This is a genomic window from Candidatus Mycosynbacter amalyticus, from assembly GCF_025273655.1.
Taxonomy (GTDB): domain Bacteria; phylum Patescibacteriota; class Saccharimonadia; order Saccharimonadales; family Saccharimonadaceae; genus Mycosynbacter; species Mycosynbacter amalyticus.
The window spans coordinates 848,145-866,127 of record NZ_CP045921.1 but is presented as its reverse complement, the minus strand read 5'-3'; the positions used below and the strand labels follow the sequence as shown (position 1 = coordinate 866,127).

General features: G+C 49.5%; 14 protein-coding genes and 3 tRNA genes. 8 read left to right on the top strand and 9 right to left on the bottom strand.

Annotated features, from left to right (window positions below; translation table 11 throughout):
* The first annotated feature begins 81 nt into the window (after positions 1-81).
* The 4 genes from GII36_RS04730 to GII36_RS04715 are packed head-to-tail and all read left to right on the top strand — an operon-like array spanning position 82 to position 7,602.
* Positions 82-465, top strand: a complete 384-nt coding sequence (locus tag GII36_RS04730) for a hypothetical protein (RefSeq protein ID WP_260762987.1) — start codon at positions 82-84, stop codon at positions 463-465.
* On the top strand, positions 453-2,897 hold the full coding sequence (locus GII36_RS04725; protein ID WP_260762985.1) for an AAA family ATPase: 2,445 nt from the start codon (positions 453-455) through the stop codon (positions 2,895-2,897). Before GII36_RS04730 ends, GII36_RS04725 begins: the two co-directional genes overlap by 13 nt.
* Positions 2,894-4,897, top strand: coding sequence for a type IV secretion system protein (locus tag GII36_RS04720; RefSeq protein WP_260762982.1), 2,004 nt, complete (start codon positions 2,894-2,896; stop codon positions 4,895-4,897). The genes GII36_RS04725 and GII36_RS04720 overlap by 4 nt, the downstream gene beginning before the upstream one ends.
* Entirely contained in the window at positions 4,897-7,602 is a 2,706-nt protein-coding gene (locus GII36_RS04715; RefSeq protein WP_260762980.1) for a hypothetical protein, read from the top strand. The genes GII36_RS04720 and GII36_RS04715 overlap by 1 nt, the downstream gene beginning before the upstream one ends.
* A 6-nt stretch (positions 7,603-7,608) precedes the next feature.
* On the opposite strand, the gene GII36_RS04710 is transcribed toward GII36_RS04715, so the two are convergent.
* Positions 7,609-9,213 carry a hypothetical protein gene (locus GII36_RS04710; protein ID WP_260762978.1) on the bottom strand — a complete coding sequence of 535 codons (1,605 nt, stop codon included), beginning with the start codon at positions 9,211-9,213 and terminating at the stop codon, positions 7,609-7,611.
* 89 nt (positions 9,214-9,302) lie between these two features.
* On the opposite strand from GII36_RS04710, the gene GII36_RS04705 reads away from it, so the two are divergent.
* Positions 9,303-9,875 (top strand): LOG family protein, encoded by a 573-nt coding sequence (locus GII36_RS04705; RefSeq protein ID WP_260762977.1) that lies wholly within the window; start codon positions 9,303-9,305, stop codon positions 9,873-9,875.
* Between the two features lie 18 nt (positions 9,876-9,893).
* The gene (locus tag GII36_RS04700) at positions 9,894-10,874 is read left to right on the top strand and encodes a D-alanyl-D-alanine carboxypeptidase family protein (protein WP_260762975.1); all 981 of its coding nucleotides are present in this window, start codon (positions 9,894-9,896) and stop codon (positions 10,872-10,874) included.
* Between the two features lie 125 nt (positions 10,875-10,999).
* Here the strand turns inward: GII36_RS04700 and GII36_RS04695 are convergent, their stop codons facing one another.
* The 6 genes from GII36_RS04695 to GII36_RS04670 form a co-directional block, all read right to left on the bottom strand.
* Positions 11,000-11,539, bottom strand: a complete 540-nt coding sequence (locus GII36_RS04695) for an FBP domain-containing protein (protein ID WP_260762973.1) — start codon at positions 11,537-11,539, stop codon at positions 11,000-11,002.
* Between the two features lie 74 nt (positions 11,540-11,613).
* Positions 11,614-11,690: transfer RNA gene (locus GII36_RS04690), tRNA-Arg, on the bottom strand.
* A 108-nt stretch (positions 11,691-11,798) separates the two neighbouring features.
* A complete protein-coding gene (locus tag GII36_RS04685) occupies positions 11,799-12,221 on the bottom strand; it encodes a DUF4260 domain-containing protein (protein WP_260762972.1) in 423 nt (140 codons plus the stop codon).
* A 68-nt stretch (positions 12,222-12,289) separates the two neighbouring features.
* A tRNA-His gene (locus GII36_RS04680) sits at positions 12,290-12,366 on the bottom strand.
* A 67-nt stretch (positions 12,367-12,433) separates the two neighbouring features.
* The gene (locus GII36_RS04675; protein ID WP_260762970.1) at positions 12,434-12,982 is read right to left on the bottom strand and encodes a hypothetical protein; all 549 of its coding nucleotides are present in this window, start codon (positions 12,980-12,982) and stop codon (positions 12,434-12,436) included.
* A gap of 8 nt (positions 12,983-12,990) precedes the next feature.
* The gene (locus GII36_RS04670) at positions 12,991-13,407 is read right to left on the bottom strand and encodes a cupin domain-containing protein (RefSeq protein ID WP_260762968.1); all 417 of its coding nucleotides are present in this window, start codon (positions 13,405-13,407) and stop codon (positions 12,991-12,993) included.
* Between the two features lie 73 nt (positions 13,408-13,480).
* Between GII36_RS04670 and GII36_RS04665 the strand changes: the two genes are divergently transcribed.
* Positions 13,481-13,555, top strand: a tRNA-Gly gene (locus tag GII36_RS04665).
* 233 nt (positions 13,556-13,788) lie between these two features.
* Here the strand turns inward: GII36_RS04665 and GII36_RS04660 are convergent.
* The gene (locus tag GII36_RS04660; protein ID WP_260762966.1) at positions 13,789-15,318 is read right to left on the bottom strand and encodes a helix-turn-helix domain-containing protein; all 1,530 of its coding nucleotides are present in this window, start codon (positions 15,316-15,318) and stop codon (positions 13,789-13,791) included.
* Positions 15,319-15,394: 76 nt separating this feature from the next.
* Here GII36_RS04660 and glyA point away from each other — a divergent pair, with 76 nt between their 5' ends.
* The gene (gene glyA, locus GII36_RS04655; RefSeq protein WP_260764375.1) at positions 15,395-16,690 is read left to right on the top strand and encodes a serine hydroxymethyltransferase; all 1,296 of its coding nucleotides are present in this window, start codon (positions 15,395-15,397) and stop codon (positions 16,688-16,690) included.
* A 67-nt stretch (positions 16,691-16,757) separates the two neighbouring features.
* On the opposite strand, the gene GII36_RS04650 is transcribed toward glyA, so the two are convergent.
* Positions 16,758-17,627, bottom strand: a complete 870-nt coding sequence (locus GII36_RS04650; RefSeq protein ID WP_260762963.1) for a hypothetical protein — start codon at positions 17,625-17,627, stop codon at positions 16,758-16,760.
* Between the last annotated feature and the right edge of the window lie 356 nt (positions 17,628-17,983).

Sequence of the window (17,983 nt, the reverse complement as noted above, 5' to 3'; positions counted from 1 at the left end):
AGCGATTCGTGGAGCGAAAAAACACCCCAAAACAGGGGAAAAGAAGGTAGTTTTTCTGAGGTAATAGAGTATAATGAGGTTATGTTTATAGTGGGCCTACTGAGGTGGTGGTATACGATAGGCTGGCAACAGCGCGCCCGTATGACGATGACCCGACTCGAAAGTACAATGGATTATTTCTCCATAGGTCTGCTCCTACGGACAATGTTTGCGTTGTTTCGCCAAGATGGGGCTGGCTCGGTAGATGGTCCACTGTCAGTGAAAGTACAGGCGTGGGCGGGACGCATGATCTCACGCGTTATTGGTGCAATGATTCGCAGCACGGTGCTGGTGATGGGCCTTGTTACGATTACGCTCCAAGCACTTTTGGGCGTCTGCGTACTAGCGGTATGGGCAATTGTACCAGTGCTACCTATCACCGGGTTCGTACTTATGACGGCAGGATGGATACCATGGCAGTTTTAGAGCTCAATCTCACGAGTGAGCGGCGTGCCAAGGCGCGCTTTGGCAAGTTACTCACATTTCAAATTGTTGCGCTGCTCAAGGTCGCTACTTTGGTGCTCGGTGTTAGTGGCTGTGCATTGGTGTTTTTAGGCGTACCGATAGGTTGGTTTGTATTCGGACTTGCGGCTATCCCGGCGATGCTTGTCGAATGGCATGCCGGTGAGCTCAAAAATCTCCCGCCCGATAGCAATAGAGAAGCGGTAGATGCATGGCTAGAGGCATCAATTCTAGCAGGGCTGTCAGAGGGCGCAACGCCGGCACAAATCGCTGAGCTAATAGGTAAGTCTCAGGCTGGGCAATTTATGGCTGTCCGTTTTGGTGTAACGGCCAATTTTCTGCTCAATATAGCAAGCGACGACGTGAAGCGCAGTGATGATATATGGGTGGACGCCCGAGATATTCAACTGCAGACAGGAAGTCCGATTCTCCACGGTGGTATAGTTGCTGTAGCATTGATTCGACAATTTGCTGATCACGACATACTACTGGCGCAAATGCATCTCGAGCTCGATGATCTCATTGCTGGTATTCGCTGGTACGATCATATTCAAGAGTTGATTGGGCAGCAGGCGAAGCCTCGCCGTACTGGTGGTATTGCGCGCGATTGGTCGTTTGGCTATGTACCTCTCCTTAAACGTTTTGGCGTCAATCTTAGTGAAGGCGGCGGCGTGTTTACTGTGGAGCTCGATAGTCACCTGCGGGCACTCGATCAGCTTGTAGAGGCGATGAGTGGTGGCGGACGTCAAAACGCGGCAATTGTGGGGTCCGAAGGCGTAGGTAAAACTACGCTATTGCACGCATTTGCGGAACGCTTACTTGACGCCGATGCACAGGTGCCATCGAGTCTCAAATTTCGCCAGGTATTTCTGATGGACTCTTCTGCACTTATTTCGGCAGCTCCAGGTCGCGGCGAGCTCGAAGGACTAATAATGCGCGTACTTACAGAGGCGTACCGAGCTAAAAATATCATTATTTGTCTGGACAATGCACAGCTATTTTTTGAAGAGGGTGTTGGATCTGTTGATCTCACGAATGTGTTACTGCCAATACTCGAGGCAGGTAATCTCCGCATTATACTCACAATGGACGAGCAGCGTCTACTGCAGATAGCACAACGTAACCCTGGGTTAGTAAACGCACTCAATCGCATCATACTTGCACCTGCCAGTAGAGATGAAACAGTTGCTGTGATGCAAGATCAACTAATCATGACGGAGTACAAGCGTAAGGTCACATACATGTATCAGTCACTTGCGGAAGCATATCGGCTGAGCGAACGATACATACATGATCTTGAGATGCCTGGGCGCGCCCTTAAACTACTTGAGACGGCTGCAAGTTATGCTGAGAGCGGTAAATTTGTGACGATGAACTCCGTGCAACAGGCTATCGAACAGACGATGAATGTGAAAGTAGGGACTGCCGACGTCGCAGCCGAGCGCGAGACATTGCTCAATCTCGAGGATAAGATCCATGAACGCATGATCAATCAGAAACGTGCTGTGCAAGTGGTGAGTGATGCACTTCGCAGGGCTAGGGCAGGTGTACGCAATCAAGATCGACCAATCGGTACTTTTCTGTTTCTTGGGCCTACGGGTGTAGGTAAGACGGAGCTCGCAAAAGCGCTCGCGGATGTGTATTTTGGCGGAGAAGATCGCATGATTCGTCTCGATCTGAACGAATACGTTACGCTGGAAGATGTGAATCGCTTGATTGCGGATGGGGCCGATGATCCAAATAGCCTGACTGCCCAAGTGATGAAGCAACCGTTTAGCGTTGTTTTACTTGATGAAATTGAGAAAGCACATCCAAACGTTTTAACGACACTTTTGCAGCTGTTGGATGAGGGTATACTGCGAGATGTACGCAACCGTGAAGTGAGTTTTCGCGATGCAATCGTAATTGCTACAAGTAATGCGGGGGCTGATCGTATACGTGAGCATATCGAGAAAGGCGAGCAATTAGAACAGTTCGAGCCGCAGTTTATCGATGAGCTAATTAGTAGCAATCAATTCCGCCCTGAGTTCCTCAACCGTTTCGATGAGATCGTGACATTTACACCACTCGGCAAAGCAGAACTAGTACAAGTGATCAACCTCATGATAGCAGGTGTTAACAAGACGCTGGCGCTGCAAAAAGTTTCGGTAGATGTAACAGAAGATGCTAAACTATATTTAGTAGATAAAGGCTACGATCCTAGGCTGGGCGCCAGGCCGATGCGCCGCGTTGTCCAGCGAGCAATAGAAAACACCGTCGCAAAAGAAATGTTGGGGGGCAACGTCACACCGGGTACGACTATGTATATTACGCTCGAGCAAGTGCAGGGCGTGCTTGGTGCTGAAGTGGCGGCAAATGCAATCGTAGCCGAGGCAAGTGTGGAGGCAAGGGAATGAAACGGCTCTGGAGTCTCATCGTTGCCGGGCTGATTACCGTTGTACTGGCTGTAAGCCTTGTTGGGGGCACAGCGAGAGCTGTCTCTACTACCGGAATCCCATCGCTACTGAGCCAAGGATCGGTCTCGACCTGTGCTTATGACAACATGGGCTGGATTATTTGCCCAGTACTGCGCGCGACTTCTGTCGCGGGCGACTATGCGTTTACGTTTGTATCTCAAAACTTCTTGAAGGTAGAAGTGTCGTTTTACAATACGCAAAGTGGTGCCGCACAGGCGGGCGCTATCATGCGCACGATTGCCAACGTGCTATTTGTAATCGCGTTTCTCTATATCGTATATGCCCTGATTACTGGGCGTGGTATCGGCAATTATAACCTTAAGCGTTTGGTGCCGCGCTTCATACTTGCGGTTATTTTTGTTAACCTGTCTTACTATATCTGTCAGATCATGGTTGATCTATCGAATTTGTTAGGTGTAGGTATACAGCAACTTTTGGTAGACGGTGTTGCCAAGAACATCGGTGCCTCCGCTATGCCGCTCGCAAGTTCCCCTGGTACATATGATGTCAGCCCACTTGCCGATATTACGTCTGGGGTGATTTCGAAAAATGAAGTTGCTTGGGTGCTACTCGCACCTCTGACTGCTGTTGTAATGTCTGCGACTGTGATTTGTTCTGCACTGATTATCGTGCTTATCGTACGCAAGGCGTTAGTGGTGATGCTAATTTTACTGGCGCCACTTGCCTTTTTCGCTTATCTACTACCTAATACGTCAGATTACTTCTCTAGGTGGCTCAAGTTGTTTTTGCATATGTTATTACTGTTTCCAATCATCTCTTTTCTTATAGGTGCGGGTCAGATTGTGAGCGCATCTATTATCAAGGCTGGCGGAAGTGATTATCAGGTTGACAACGACACAATCGCGCTTAAGCCTGCAGGCCAGCAGAGCGCAACGCTTTATCTTGTAGCTGCGGGAGCTGCGGTACTGCCACTGGTGGGAACGTGGTATGCTTTCAAGGCCGCGACAAATGCTATCGATGCAGCTGGTGCTCGCGTGTCGCGTGATGGGTTACGCCGTAGTTCGCGTGAGCGTGACGAAAAAGCCAAGAAGCGTGAGCAGACCGCTATGGATATGAACAAAAAGTCTATGATGCTCAGGGGTATTAATCGTTTGCAGCAGCTGAACGTTGCCAAAGATGGTGAAAGCAATGCGTCAATATTTGGACGTGTCGGTGGGGCGTATCGAGGAAGAGGCAAACATCAGACAAAAACTCCCGAACAAGCTAGGTTTGACTCGCAGGTGCAGCAACGTCTCAGTGAGCTACGAGGCGGCTCGGAAGCTGGTCGCTCACCTCAGGAGCTGTATTCACAGGCGCTGCAGCGCTATCAGGATCGTATGAATGGGGATGCTGGAAGTGACGGTGTGAATATCAATAGCTACGAAGGAATCGAGCTCAAGGCATCGGAAGCATTTTTGCTTGAGAGCCTCGGCAAGGGTGTAGGTGTTGCATCAACGCCCGGAGCAGAACAGCAGAAGGGCAGCAAAGATAGTCAGTCCGACGAGAAAGATAAGAAAGCAGCTGGTATTAGCTCTCTCAACCGTGATGGTAAGTCTTCCGGAGGTAACGCTCAGACGCCTCCACCTGACCCTTATCACGCTCCGACAACTGGTGGTGTGACAGCGTCAGCGATGACGGTTGCGCCATCTACTGGAGGAGGTGCCACACAAGCGAGTACGGGGGGTGCGACGATTATCGTGCAAGCTGCACAGCCATCCTCTGGCGGCACAGGTGATGCACAACTGGCTAGTGGTACTGGTTTCGCGCCACGTCGGCCTTCTCAAAACAGTAATGAACTGCTTGCAAAAACTCGTGCAGCGAAATATGTGGCGGGGGCACAAGACGCACTTGCCCAACAAGAAGATATGCGTGAAGCGGGTCTCATACCAAAAACCCCGAGTGATAGTGATGTAATGTCAGGTGACGTACGGTTACATTGATGCCGGAAAACAACCAGCAGCTCAACAACTCGTCTGCCAACCGGGACGATACGGGAGATTTGAGTGAGTCACAGTCTATGCTTAAACGACTTGAGTCAAGTGGTACCGGTGGTACTACGACTGTTACTCATAAGGAAGAGGTCGAGAAGAAGACGCACGTCGATACCGAAACTCACTATACCGAAAAAGTTCATACTGGGCATGTGAGTTCAGTCCTCTTTGTCTGTGCTGTGTTTATTTTGGCAGTGACTGGTATACTGTTTATTTCACCCATGGTATTACTGATCAATGACAAAGAGCAATTGACCAACGATCTCAATGACGGCCTCTATGCGTACTATACGTATTCCAACAAAGTATTGGGTGGACAGCTCGGCGCAGGCTGCGGTGAAAAGACAATCAAATGTAAATTCCAAACTATGAGCCCTATGCTCAAGGAACGATTTGAACGCTATGGATTTATCCTGACTTCAAGCCAGGCGACAAATAAGCGCTACAATGTATCCTCGCTGATTTTTCCAAATGGCGGGGGTGCGGCGGTTGATGCGACGACACTTAACGCAGTACGCAAGAATAATCATAGTGCCGATGATCTGATGAACAAAGTCTATAGTTCGCGCACGGGTATTTATCAGGACAGGCAGTTCTTTGATCGTCTGCTCAGTAAGTTTGGTATTGAGCAAGACAATACGCTCCATGGAGATACGGTAGAGAAGTTTGATGCAGCGTTTGACGAACGCGTTGCGCACGGCGATCCCCGATACAATGACTTCAGTGACGATGTGGAAAATGCAGCTACAAATGCGCAAGATACACAGGACGCAATCGATGAAAATGGACGGGGAATCTATAGTCTTGCGAGCTTGAGTGAAATGTCCAATTCGTGGAGGACAAAAATCTATACCAATCTAGAAGCGAAGGCGAATACTCATCTTTCTCTGGCCTGTTCATATGCTACTTACGGCAACTTGGCAGAAAATGCTGTGGCGCGAGCCAAAGTCGTGTCGACGGCTCGGTATGCTATGAATTATCTTGCTGTAGCCGATGACCTCAAGGCGGGTTCCCCCATCGACGGAGAAATTGCCGTAGAGTCGCTCGCGAACAAACTGACAAAGGCAAACTCTAATGGCAAAAATGCTATGGACGCCGACACCTATCGTGTGCCTGCACTTGGCGAGTCGATCAAGGATCGGGCTACGATATTGACCGAATTGACGCCATTGCTACTGCTAGGGATCCTTAAGCCGGGCGCACCTTCGGTACCAGGAACAGAGTACCTGAAACTAGCGCTGACAAGCAATATTGTCCAAAACGGAGCTCGTGATAGAACTGCCCACGGGCTCTGTTCTGAGGGAATGAGCGGTGCGCAGATGGCAACCGAGCAAAGTGGCTTGTGTTGGTCACCTGCGTCGATGCCACTTGCGAGCTATATTGGGGTGGCAGCTGGTGGTGTAATTGGGGCTGCCAAAGACTTAATAGAGCGTATCATGTGCCCGGCATCTGTGAAATCTGTAGTGGAGCTCGTGAAAGCGGCTACTCGAACAGAAGCCACGGCAACACTCCCCGAGCGTATTCGAATTGCGGCACAGGCTGAATCGCAGCGATTTAGTGCGTCCACCACTGGTATACAGGCGCAAAATATTATTTTTGCAGGTACGGGTACATTACTAGGCGATAGGGCGCAGTCACTTGGCATGCGCCCGGCAAATATAGCCAGCATGACTGTATATATGACCCAGGCGCAGCTATTACAAGAGAAACTGGAGAATGAGGAGCGAATTGCGGCGCGCAGCACTCCTTGGGACGCAACAAATCCCTATAGCTTCGTGGGGAGTGTGGTAGCGAAATTTGCACCGGCTGGTACCGCATTGCCATCTGGTTCTTGGCAAGGAGGTGTGTCGACCCTACTTTCGTCGTTGCCACTTGCTGCTAATGGTGTCCTGCAGACTGGCGTCAGTGCGCTCTATACACAGCCATCTCATTTTCAGGTGACGCGTATGCAGCCTGCGACAGTATGCGGTATTCAGGGCGACCTCGATATAGAGATCAATCCAGACTTTGCGTGTAATATACGTTACTCTATGACACCCCAGGAGCTAAGCCTCGATATATCTGAAATCCTCGACTACATGACGAAACCTCATCCAGACAATGCCCAGAAGTCACTTTCCGAAGTAAATGCGCGTGATACAAGTGCAGACCCAGAGCGCGGCGAGCGTATGAAAAAGCAAGCACGGGACGGTGCAGCAGCAGCGTATGTTGACCCTGCGACAGGCAAGCCGAACAAGTACACCGAATATGCCAAATTTATGCAATATTGTGTTAATCGCCAAGATCCCTGGGGTGGTATTGGCATGGCGGTGGATGAACAGGATCCCAAATATGCTGAAGACCCAGTCGACGAGAAGGGGCGCCGTACTTCGGATAACCGTAGTGGCTTACGCGAGAAACCGGATGATGAAGAAAAGCCAGAAAGTTACTATGCGCTGGGCTGGGGCAGTACGGCTGACCAAGAGTGGTATACGGGCAAAAAATGCATGGATGACAGTAGCGAAATGATGAAATATTTCCGTGGCTATACGATGGCATGCGCGGTGCTCGCGAGTATGTCTGGTTCGCGCCAATGCTGGGATGAGGACACGATTCCGAATAGCCATGATGACTTCTACACCACTAACAACATCATCTTTAAAGCTTCGAGCTAGTCTCCCCTAGATCAATTCGTCTTTTTTGCTGTTGAGGAATTGTGTCCACTGACGTGCGAGACGCAAGACGGTCTTAAGGGGTAGCTCGATCAAGATGTCGAGGATGTTGGCAACAATATTAATCTTGCTATAACGGAATGAAATTTGTTGTCCGACGTAGATAAACGGCATGTATAGGATATCACGCAGTAGTGCAAGTGATCCCTGCGAGAGATGGACTTCTTCGATTTCGCGGATTTGGTTGGATAAGCGAAATGCCAGAAAACTAGCTGTCGACAAGAAAACGAAGAAGATGATACCTTGTACAATGTTGAATTTGAGTTGGAAGAGTATATATGAGAGTGCTCCAAATACGAGTATGAACATGACTGCATATAGGAGGTTGAATCCGACCGATGGTGTCGCGCGAGGGGTACGAATGGCATATGAAGCAGAGTTTTCGCTGAGGTCTTCGTACAAAATGTGGCGGGTATGGGCGATGATTGCGTCGGTATTGCGACCAGTTGGCGTAGAAAGGGTGAGGCGGGAAATGGCGATGAAGACGGCCGGGAAGAAGAGATTGATAACAAGTGGCATCCACAGAATGTGTCCTTCGACAAACAGATCGTAGGGTACCTCGACGCCGAGGCCAATGATGCTTTTGGTGATAAGTAGGAATGCGATACTGCGCAGAATGCCTTTGTCGAGACGCTTGTTTAGGTCATCGTATTCTTTCTCGACGTGCTGGCGTAAGGCATATTCTAGGCTATCTTCTGTTTTGAACGCCTGCGGAGAGATCGGCGCGTCATGTGTATAAAATCCTGTGTAGAGCATGCGGAGCGTGGCACCGTTGCGACTCACAATGCGGCTAGTGTAGGCGACTGTCTTGCTATCGTAGAGCTGATCAAACTTCGCATTGAACGCTTCAAAATTGTGGATGAGACCAATATCTTGGCGATAGCTATCGATGAGCGCGGCGCGAATCGAGGCACTGTCTGATTTGAGGATGGCCCGCTGAATGGCGATATAGAGTACAAGTGAATAGTCTTGCTCATCAATCGACTCGCCGCTGCGCACGAGCTTTTTGACGCTCAGTTTTGGTTGCAGATAAGTGTAGGCAAAGTGTGTAAACGATAGCTGGCGGATATTGCTTTGCAGTACTTGTTCACAGCGAACACTCAGAACGTCAAGCATCCATCCCTGAAAGCGCAGACGTTTGCCGCTGCTTGATTCGATTTTGACGTACTGCCAATATGCACCGTAGTAGTGCTTGATGTGCTCAGAGATTGCCTTGAGGTCGCTTTTAGTAATGTGATCATTTGGTAGATATTCAGACTGGGTAAGTTCGGTGACGAGTTCTTCGGCAAAAGGCTTGGTGCCGATATGTTCATGAAACGACAGAACGCGGCGAAGATAACGGCGAATAGCACGCTGGCGCAACAGGTTGTCTTCGGCGTATTCGGAGGCATTACGGAGCTGCTCATATGCTGTTGAGAGCTTGCTGCCAACCGTGGGGATGTGGATTGTTTCTTTGTCACGACGAGCAAGTACGTCTGATTCGTACGCGTCGATACGGGTGAGCGAATCAACGAGCTGGGCGCCGAGCTGATTCAGCTGAGAGTCTTGGTTCACGGAGCCTATTGTAGCATAAAATTTGATATTTTTATAGAATTATTATAAAGATGTGTCAAATTTACGATAAAATTTGGTATGATAAGAGCATGAATATCTGCCTTTTTTGTTCGTCAAACGAGCTGCCGGAGAAGTATACACATCCCGCTACACGTTTAGCCGACCAGCTGGCCGCCGGTGGACATCAGCTCGTCTATGGTGGCTCAAGTCACGGACTGATGGGTCGGATGGCGCGTGTGATGCAGGCAGGTGGTGCTCGCGTCACTGGCGTGACGCTTTCGGTGTACTCTGCGAGCATTCATCGTGGGGTCGATGAACTGATCATGGCTAAGACACTGGGCGAGCGCAAAGCTGCGATGCTTGAGCGCTCGGATGTGATACTTGTCTTGGTAGGTGGTATTGGGACACTCGACGAGCTGACAGAACTTATTGAGCTCAAGCGTCAGTGGCACCATGACAAGCAGATCATTGTCCTCAACACAGATGGCTTCTACGACGGTTTTCGCATGCAGCTCGAACGTATCGCAAACGAAAACATGCTTCGTGCTGGCGAGAATACACATCTAGCAATAAGGTCGCTCGATGAATTTGTGACGTTTGTCGAGAGTCCGAATGAGGCTATACTGTTGCTTGGAAATGTGACTACGATGGCTCCGAGATAAGCGTACGATGGGGTTGGGGTGAAGACGCAAAGTAGTCAACGAAAGCAAGCATATCGCCGTAGAGTCCTCGCAGGCTCTATCATTGGCATATTGCTGGTTGTGATCGTCGGGCTAGGGTTTGCGCAGCATGTTTCGTTGCTCGGTGGAGCACCCGTCTCTGTCGAGAAGCCTGAAGCGTCCGTGCAGCTTGCCGATGACGTAGAGCTTGCGTGGCCGGCGACCGCGTCGGCAGCAATAGGGAGTACTAGCAGTGGCATCATTGCTCGATCGGCTAGCGATGAAGTGTCACAACCCACGGCCAGTATGGCAAAGGTAATCGCTGCACTCGCCATTCTTAAGAAGCGACCGATCCAGTCCGGGCAGACCGGCGAGAAGTACGTACTTACTGCCCACGATGTTGCGCATTATACTCAAGATATGTCCGCAGGAGGGTCCGTAGTGCCGGTGTATGAGGGTATGGAGGTGACTCAGCTCGAAGCGCTACAGCTGATGCTCATGGTGTCTGCAAACAATATGGCGGACACACTTATTGATAAGACGTTTGGCTCCCAAGAGGCGTATGCATCGTACGCGCAGACCATGTTACGGAATATGGGTCTCACCAAGACCGTGGTGGCAGATGCGAGTGGTATGAGCCCGCAGACAGTGAGTACTCCGTCGGAGCTGGTGCGTATTGGTATCGCTGCGCTGGCGAGTCCTGTGATCGCGCGTATCGTGGGTCAAGCAGAGGTGGATATCCCGGGGATTGGAGAAGTGAGAAACACCAATAAGTTACTAGGTAGTAACGGCGTGGTTGGTATCAAAACTGGTACTACGGGTGAGGCTGGGAGCTGTCTTATGTTTGCAGCCAAGTACACTACCGCTGAAAACCAGCCGGTGACGATAGTGGGTGTAGTGATGGGTGAGGATGACACCGAGGCGCTTTATGACGATAGCGGTTTGTTGCTTGCAGTAACGCAACAGGCGTATGGGCTCAAACAGAGGCAGGAAAAGCTATAGCGACTACAGGCATGCTCGCTAAACGGATGCGATCAGATGATCGCATCCGTGCAGGTCGTCGTTTTTCTTGGGCGAATTTCGCGTCAGTAAGCAGCTTGGCTGAAGTTTAGAATACCTTACGATTACTATTCTTCAGGAAGTGTTAGTGGCGTAATCTCCAAATCATTCACTAGTCTATCTAGGCGTTCATTGAATCTATCGATACGGTTCTCGTTATCCATATCTTCTCGCAGCTGTGTTCTGGATGTTTTAGAGGCACTGGTCTTGGAGCGTACATGGTCGCTACAACGCAGATCACCACAACATAAATAGGTGACATTAGATTTACCTGATTTTACATTGGTGAATGTAATAGTTCCTGCGCGCGTGCCTGACTGCCACGTTCTACAAAAATCACAAATGATTGGTTGCTGCCGACCCGTTGAAGCGCTTGGCCCTATTTTCTTAAATTCGTATGGAATCAGGTAAATAGAAGTAGCTAATCCTAATAGTAAAACGCCCACATTTCCACTGCGATTAGAAATGTGTATCATTTCTAGCTCAAGCCAGTCGCTATCCTTAAGATGTGAAATGCTAGTGTTAAAACGTAGCTCGCGTTTTATGCGCTGCTTTATGTCAGATTCATCTAGTAACTGATTAAAAAACTGTAAATCTATTTTCTGCATATATTAAAATTGTATCATTATAGGATACAAAACTTTCTCGATGATCAAGCAAAAATTGATCTGTTATCTAGATTTGGTACCCCGGGTTGGGTTCGAACCAACGGCCTGAAGCTTAGAAGTCTCCTGCTCTATCCAACTGAGCTACCGGGGCAGATACTCCGCGCCGCTAGCTTCATAGACAGTTGGATAGAGCACCTGCTGGTGTTTTCTATCGCTCAAGGCTAGCAACTGAGCTACCGGGGCGTAGGTAGAATTATACCTATTTTTTGGCTGCTTTGCCAATCTTGCCTAGATGAGTATGATGAAAACCTTCGTCATGCTTGAGCCCGAAGCCGAGCGCACGGTCTACGAAGATGTGGAACAGCCATATGAGCGTGATGAATAGTAACAGGCCATCCGCTACGTACGGGCGAGACGTGTCTGCTGCGGTGCTGCCTACGGTAAAGATGTAGATAAGCGCGAGGAGTGCGGGTCCTACGAGGCTGTGTACGATATTGTAAGTGATTGCGCCTACATGTGGATTAACTATGTAGCCGATCATGCTTGCGTCGAAAATCGGAAATAGCACGATAAGCCACCACCAATCGAAGTGGCCAACTGTCACATAGAAGAGGGCGACAAGCACTGCTGCAAAGAGGTATTCGATCTTCACTATGTAGTGCGAAAAAGACGATGTATCCATATGTGCCAGTATAGCATAGGCGTTATGGCTATAGAAAAACGTTGACCGCATAAGTCAACGTTTTTCTATGGGGCGAATGAAGGGGATCGAACCCTCTACCTTCGGAACCACAACCCGACGCTCTAACCAAATGAGCTACATTCGCCATAGCTATATGTGGATATCCAGATGCTAGTGTAGCAGATACGGGAGAGTATTTCTAGAGGTGCGAGCTATTTGAATGGGTCGTAGCTGCGAGTTTGCGGCTCACGAAAACTGACATTCGTTCGTGCTTGCTCTGGGGGTTGTCCATTGAAACCTTGCCTAGTCGACTTGTTGTCACTAGATTCTTTGGTGCCGGGGGTGGTCGCTGTATTGAAATTTTGTCTGCGATTGGTATCGACATGACGCGCGTTTCGCCGAGATAGACCTCTGTGGGCGAAACGCTTTTCTCGAGCTTGACGGTCTTTTTGCTGTACGAGTGCCATTTGCCGTCGAACTTCCTGATCTTGGGCTGCACTTCCGACTAGTGATGTCTTGTAGTCGTAGAAGCGTGAGTCATCACCAAGCGTGGCATCGAGATGTTCGCGCTGCTCGGCACGACGTAGAAGCTGTTCGTGAAGCGACTGACCACTATCTATCTGAGCGAGAGGATTGGCAGCTTGAGTAACCAATTCTGATGCAGACGAAGGCTGTATAGTGTGGCTAAAGTCCTGTATCTGTTTGTGAAGATTTGCTTCTTCTTCTGCGCTCATGCGCCGCTGGGTAATATTGTCCGCCATGGTTGCTCCTAGTGGCTATGCTCTTGCTCCGCAGCCTCTGCCTCTGCTTTTGTTTCATGGACTGTGCCGCGAGGATGCTCTCCTGGCGCATAGATGGAATAGAGTTTGAGTGGAATATCTCCAGTATTTGTGACATTATGCCAGCTGCCCGCTGGTACGAAAATAGCGAAGTCGTCTTCTATATTTGCTTCAAAATCCAGTTCATTTTCATTTGGACCCATCTGAACAAATCCAACACCTTCTTCGACACGGAGAAATTGATCATGATCTTCATGGACTTCGAGTCCAATGTCGTCACCCGGTTGGATCGACATAACGGTAAGCTGGAGATTTGCCCCTGTCCAAACTGCGGTACGGAACGTGTCATTCTCCACAGTTGCTTCCTGAATATCTACGACATATGGGTTATCGCCGTGGTCTGTCACTATAGCTGCTCCTTCCTAATGCTATTCTTACTCTTTATATTGTAGCATTTTTGCGGTATAATCAACTACCAGCGCGGGTGTAGTACAGTGGCTAGTATGTAAGCCTTCCAAGCTCGAGACGGGAGTTCGATTCTCCCCACCCGCACCAAAGTAAAAACCAGTCCCAGCGACTGGTTTTTACTTTGATATGTGCTGCGAAGTGTAACAGAGGCGGTGTCTCCCCATGTAGCGGCGAACCTACTATAATACCCCTATGACAAAACATCGTGGATTACTATGGAGTCAATTGGCGGAAGAGGGCGATATACCGAAGCTCAGTAGTACTCCGAGACGAGTGAACAAGGTCAATCGCTAAGTAGTTTGCTTGCTACCTAGTGAAGCCTAAATCTCTCGCACAGTATCGATCTGCGCACCCAGGCTATTGAGACGTCCAGCGAGTTCTTCGTAGCCACGGTTGATCGAGTAGACATCGCGAAGTGTTGAGACACCAGGGGCTGCGAGCATAGCAAGCAAAATTACGACCGAGGGGCGCAGAGCTGGCGGTGCGACAACATCTGCATGTTTCCACTTAGTGGGACCGGTGATGTAGACCCGGTGCGGATCTACAAGTTCGATCTGCGCGTTGAGTTTGCTTAGTTCGGTAAAGTAGATCGCCCTATTTTCATAGCTCCAGTCGTGCACAAGTGTACGACCTTTTGCCATGGTAGCGATGAGACCGAGAAACGGTAGGTTGTCCATGTTGACGCCAGGAAACGGCATGCTATGCAATTTGTCTTTGGGCGCGACAAGCTGTGAATGCTTGAGTCGGATGTCAACAAGACGAGTGAAGCCGTTGCGGGCAGTATATTCTTCGCTGAGTTCATATTGCAGACCCATGCCGGCGAGCACGGCGAGCTCAATCTCTAGGAATTCGATCGGTGCGCGTTCTACTGTCAACTCAGAATCAGTCACAGCAGCAGCTGCGATGAAGCTCATGGCTTCGATCGGATCTTCACTGGGGAAGTACTCTACGTCTGTATCGATTTTGCTTACACCGGTAACGCGCAGGGTAGTGGTGCCGATGCCTTCTATCTGTACGCCAAGCTTTTGCAGGAAATAGCAAAGGTCTTGCACCATATAGTTAGGGCTGGCGTTGCGTATCGTGACAGTACCGTCGTATCGTGCAGCTGCCATCAGGACGTTTTCGGTAACAGTATCACCACGCTCGGTGAGCAGAATAGTACGATTAACTGCATGTGGTGACGATGTAGCAACGTAGGCACTGTTTGTCGCTGTGACAGAGAGGCCAAAAGGTTCGAGACCTGTCATATGCGGTTCGACGGTACGGGTGCCGAGATTGCAGCCACCGGCAAATGGCAGCTCAAACTCACTGTATTGGTGAAGAAGCGGGCCAAGGAACATGATGATAGAACGTGTGCGTTTGGCGGCTTCTATGTCGATATGTGCGAGATTAAGAGTCTTCGGCGGGACGATTTCCAGATCGTTGTCTTCGCCTACCCAGCGTGTCTTGACACCAATACTCTGAAGAACCTCTATGATGCGATTGACTTCTTCGATGCGAGCAACACGTCGCAGTGTAGTCTTGCCTTGGTTGAGCAGACTGGCGCAGAGGAGGGCAACGGCCGCATTCTTGCTAGTTTTGGTAACGATGGAGCCGCTGAGCTTGTGTCCACCGTGAACGCGAAAATTAATTTTGCCACTATGGTTGATTGTCATGATGTTGCTCGACAGTACGTCGCTGATACGCGCAATCATTTCGACGCTGATGTTTTGGCCGCCTTTCTCTATGCGGTTGATGGCGCTCTGGCTAGTGCCAAGCGCTTCGGCGAGTTGTGCCTGCGTAAAACCACGCGCGAGACGGGTTTCTTGGATTAGGTTACCTATTTTTGCACGGTATTCTTCGACACTCATAAAGATAATTATATCATAAATGATATAAACGCAATAGTGTATACTAAATATAGTTAACAGATAAGGATTCACGATGATGACAGATGACATCGTATTTGAATATATTGAGGCAGAAAAAAAGCGCCAACAAGAAGGCTTAGAGCTGATTCCGAGTGAGAACTATATCTCGCAGAACGTACTGCGAGCACTGGGTAGTGAGCTGACAAACAAATATTCCGAAGGGTATCCGGGCCGACGCTACTATGGTGGCCAGGAGTGGACAGATAAAATAGAGCAATTAGCGATTGACCGCGCCAAACAGCTTTTTGGTGCGGATCACGCCAATGTGCAGCCCCATAGCGGGGCACCGGCAAACGAAGCCGTCTATACTGCATGGCTTGAGCCAGGCGATACGGTACTTGCGATGGATCTGAGTCACGGTGGACACCTGACGCACGGCGCACCTGTGACCCGGAGTGCACAGCTGTATAACTTCGTGCGCTACAAGATGAAGGATATCGATACAGGCGAGATCGATTATGATGAATTGCGGGCTCTGGCACTTGAGCATAAGCCGAAGATTGTGTTGGCTGGTTTTTCTGGCTACCCACGCGAGCTTGACTATGCTAAGTTCGCAGCGATAGGCAACGAAGTGGGGGCCCTACTAATGGCGGATATGGCACATATTGCCGGGCTAATTGCTGGTGGCGTGGCGGCAAATCCGTTTGACTACGGTTTCCATGTGATCACTACTACGACTCACAAGACACTGCGCGGACCACGTGGCGGCTTGATACTGACCAAAGGTACAGTGAGCAATCCACTCAAAAAACCAGAGAAAACAATAGAAAATATTCCGACACTTATCGACCGTGCCATCTTCCCTGGTATGCAAGGTGGACCACATATGCATGTGATCGCTGCAAAGGCCGTGGCGTTTGGCGAGGCACTCCAGCCAGAGTTCAGAGACTATGCTGCGCAAATACTCAAAAACGCCAGCATGTTGGCTGATGAGTTGCAGAAGCGCGGATTTGTGCTCGTGACAGGGGGCACAAGCAATCACTTGATCCTCGCAGATGTGCAGAAGAGCTTCGGTATTGATGGCAAAGTGGCCGAAGAGGCGCTAGACGCAATAGGACTGACGCTGAACAAAAATGCAGTGCCAGATGATCCGAATCCACCGTTTCGTCCGAGTGGCATACGCCTTGGTACGCCAGCGCTCACAACGCGCGGGCTAAAGGAAGAGCATATGGCGCAGATCGCGGAATGGATGAAACGGGCAATAGACTCTCGTGCGAATAGCGAAGAGCTTGCTATATTGCGTAGCGAGGTTGCATTCTTTATCGATAAGTACCCGCTGCCTTCCGTGGTATGGCGATTTACAAATAAATGAAAGAAGAGACCCTCGGGATTGCTCCCGAGGGCGTTGTTCTTCGACTCATTCTACTGGTGTCGAAAAGTTAGCTAAGCACGCAGTAATACGGTTCGGTTCCGTAGATGTCACATACCCAGTCAGTTCCATCCTCGGGCCTTACTGCGCTAAACACTCCGGCTATCTTCCCGCCCCCACAATCAACAGTTACCGTATAAGAAGCATCTCTGAGACTATACACCCAATTTGCACGACCGAGAGACTGTGCCGACAGAGTCGCCGCACCGTTGTTGCCCGGCTGATAGATGGACATCAAGACTGGCTCCTCTCCTCCGCAATCAACTGTCCCGCTATAGACTGCTTCTACAGGAGGAGCCTGTATTGTTGATACTACTTCTCCGGCATAGCCCACGGGGTAATTGGCTTCGCCATCGAATGCGTATTGACCTATGGCCATGCCGCTTGATGGTGCCGAGTACGACACAGTTACTCCATTCGAGACGTTTACGCCGCTATTATACGACGTAGTGTAGAACATGAGCTTGTCATTGCAGCTCGCGTCGTAGTAGATTTGAGCGAAATGCATAGTGCTAGAAGTGGAGCTTACGGCAAAGACATTATAGGCATCTCTCCAGTCTAGCTGTAAAGAAAAATCTTCTGTCCAATAGATTATCACCGAGTACTCTGTAACACCTGATGATCCGTAAACAAACTGGCTTACTCCTATCTGACCATGGTCGAGAGCATTACTGAATGAAGCCGTCATCGAAGAGTCTATCCCCGATTCCCACTTTGACGAGTTCAAGATGTACTCATCGTAGGATTGGGAAATATCCTTCCTGGCACAACTACTGACAGAGGTGCCATACGTTTGAATCTCCAGCTTGTCGACAGTAAGGAGTGCCGAATCATAAGCAGAGGTTGCTTGCGCAGTGCCCTCTCCGTAGACTAGTTGCATGCAGAGTATTGTCAGTAGGGTGATTAAAACCTTCGGTATCATTTCTTTCCTATCGTGACTGTTAAGGATCTGACTTGGCTGCTACTCCAAGTTCATGTGGAGGTCGAAGAACTATCCAGTATAAACACAAAGTCTAACATATTGCAAGTATGTTTGCTGCCTAGAAAAGGTCAAGGTTATGCTACGGTTGCGCGTCGATGTTGTGTATGTTTCTATGAGCGACTAGATGATGCTTATCTGGGTACGATTTACTCTAAACATCGAGTGGGTAGGTCAATATCTTTAGGGGCCATCAGCAATGAAGAGAAGGAACCAATTGATTGAGAGGGTTTTACTCTGTCTGGGGGAAATGAGCA

Bases quoted from the DNA above. Each gene is read 5' to 3' on its own strand.
- GII36_RS04725 (WP_260762985.1), top strand. From the start codon at position 453: ATGGCAGTTTTAGAGCTCAATCTCACGAGTGAGCGGCGTGCCAAGGCG.
- GII36_RS04715 (WP_260762980.1), top strand. From the start codon at position 4,897: ATGCCGGAAAACAACCAGCAGCTCAACAACTCGTCTGCCAACCGGGAC.
- GII36_RS04650 (WP_260762963.1), bottom strand. From the start codon at position 17,627: ATGCAACTAGTCTACGGAGAGGGCACTGCGCAAGCAACCTCTGCTTAT.
- GII36_RS04685 (WP_260762972.1), bottom strand. From the start codon at position 12,221: ATGGATACATCGTCTTTTTCGCACTACATAGTGAAGATCGAATACCTC.
- GII36_RS04695 (WP_260762973.1), bottom strand. From the start codon at position 11,539: ATGCAGAAAATAGATTTACAGTTTTTTAATCAGTTACTAGATGAATCT.
- GII36_RS04705 (WP_260762977.1), top strand. From the start codon at position 9,303: ATGAATATCTGCCTTTTTTGTTCGTCAAACGAGCTGCCGGAGAAGTAT.
- GII36_RS04675 (WP_260762970.1), bottom strand. From the start codon at position 12,982: ATGGCGGACAATATTACCCAGCGGCGCATGAGCGCAGAAGAAGAAGCA.
- GII36_RS04720 (WP_260762982.1), top strand. From the start codon at position 2,894: ATGAAACGGCTCTGGAGTCTCATCGTTGCCGGGCTGATTACCGTTGTA.
- glyA (WP_260764375.1), top strand. From the start codon at position 15,395: ATGACAGATGACATCGTATTTGAATATATTGAGGCAGAAAAAAAGCGC.
- GII36_RS04730 (WP_260762987.1), top strand. From the start codon at position 82: ATGTTTATAGTGGGCCTACTGAGGTGGTGGTATACGATAGGCTGGCAA.
- GII36_RS04660 (WP_260762966.1), bottom strand. From the start codon at position 15,318: ATGAGTGTCGAAGAATACCGTGCAAAAATAGGTAACCTAATCCAAGAA.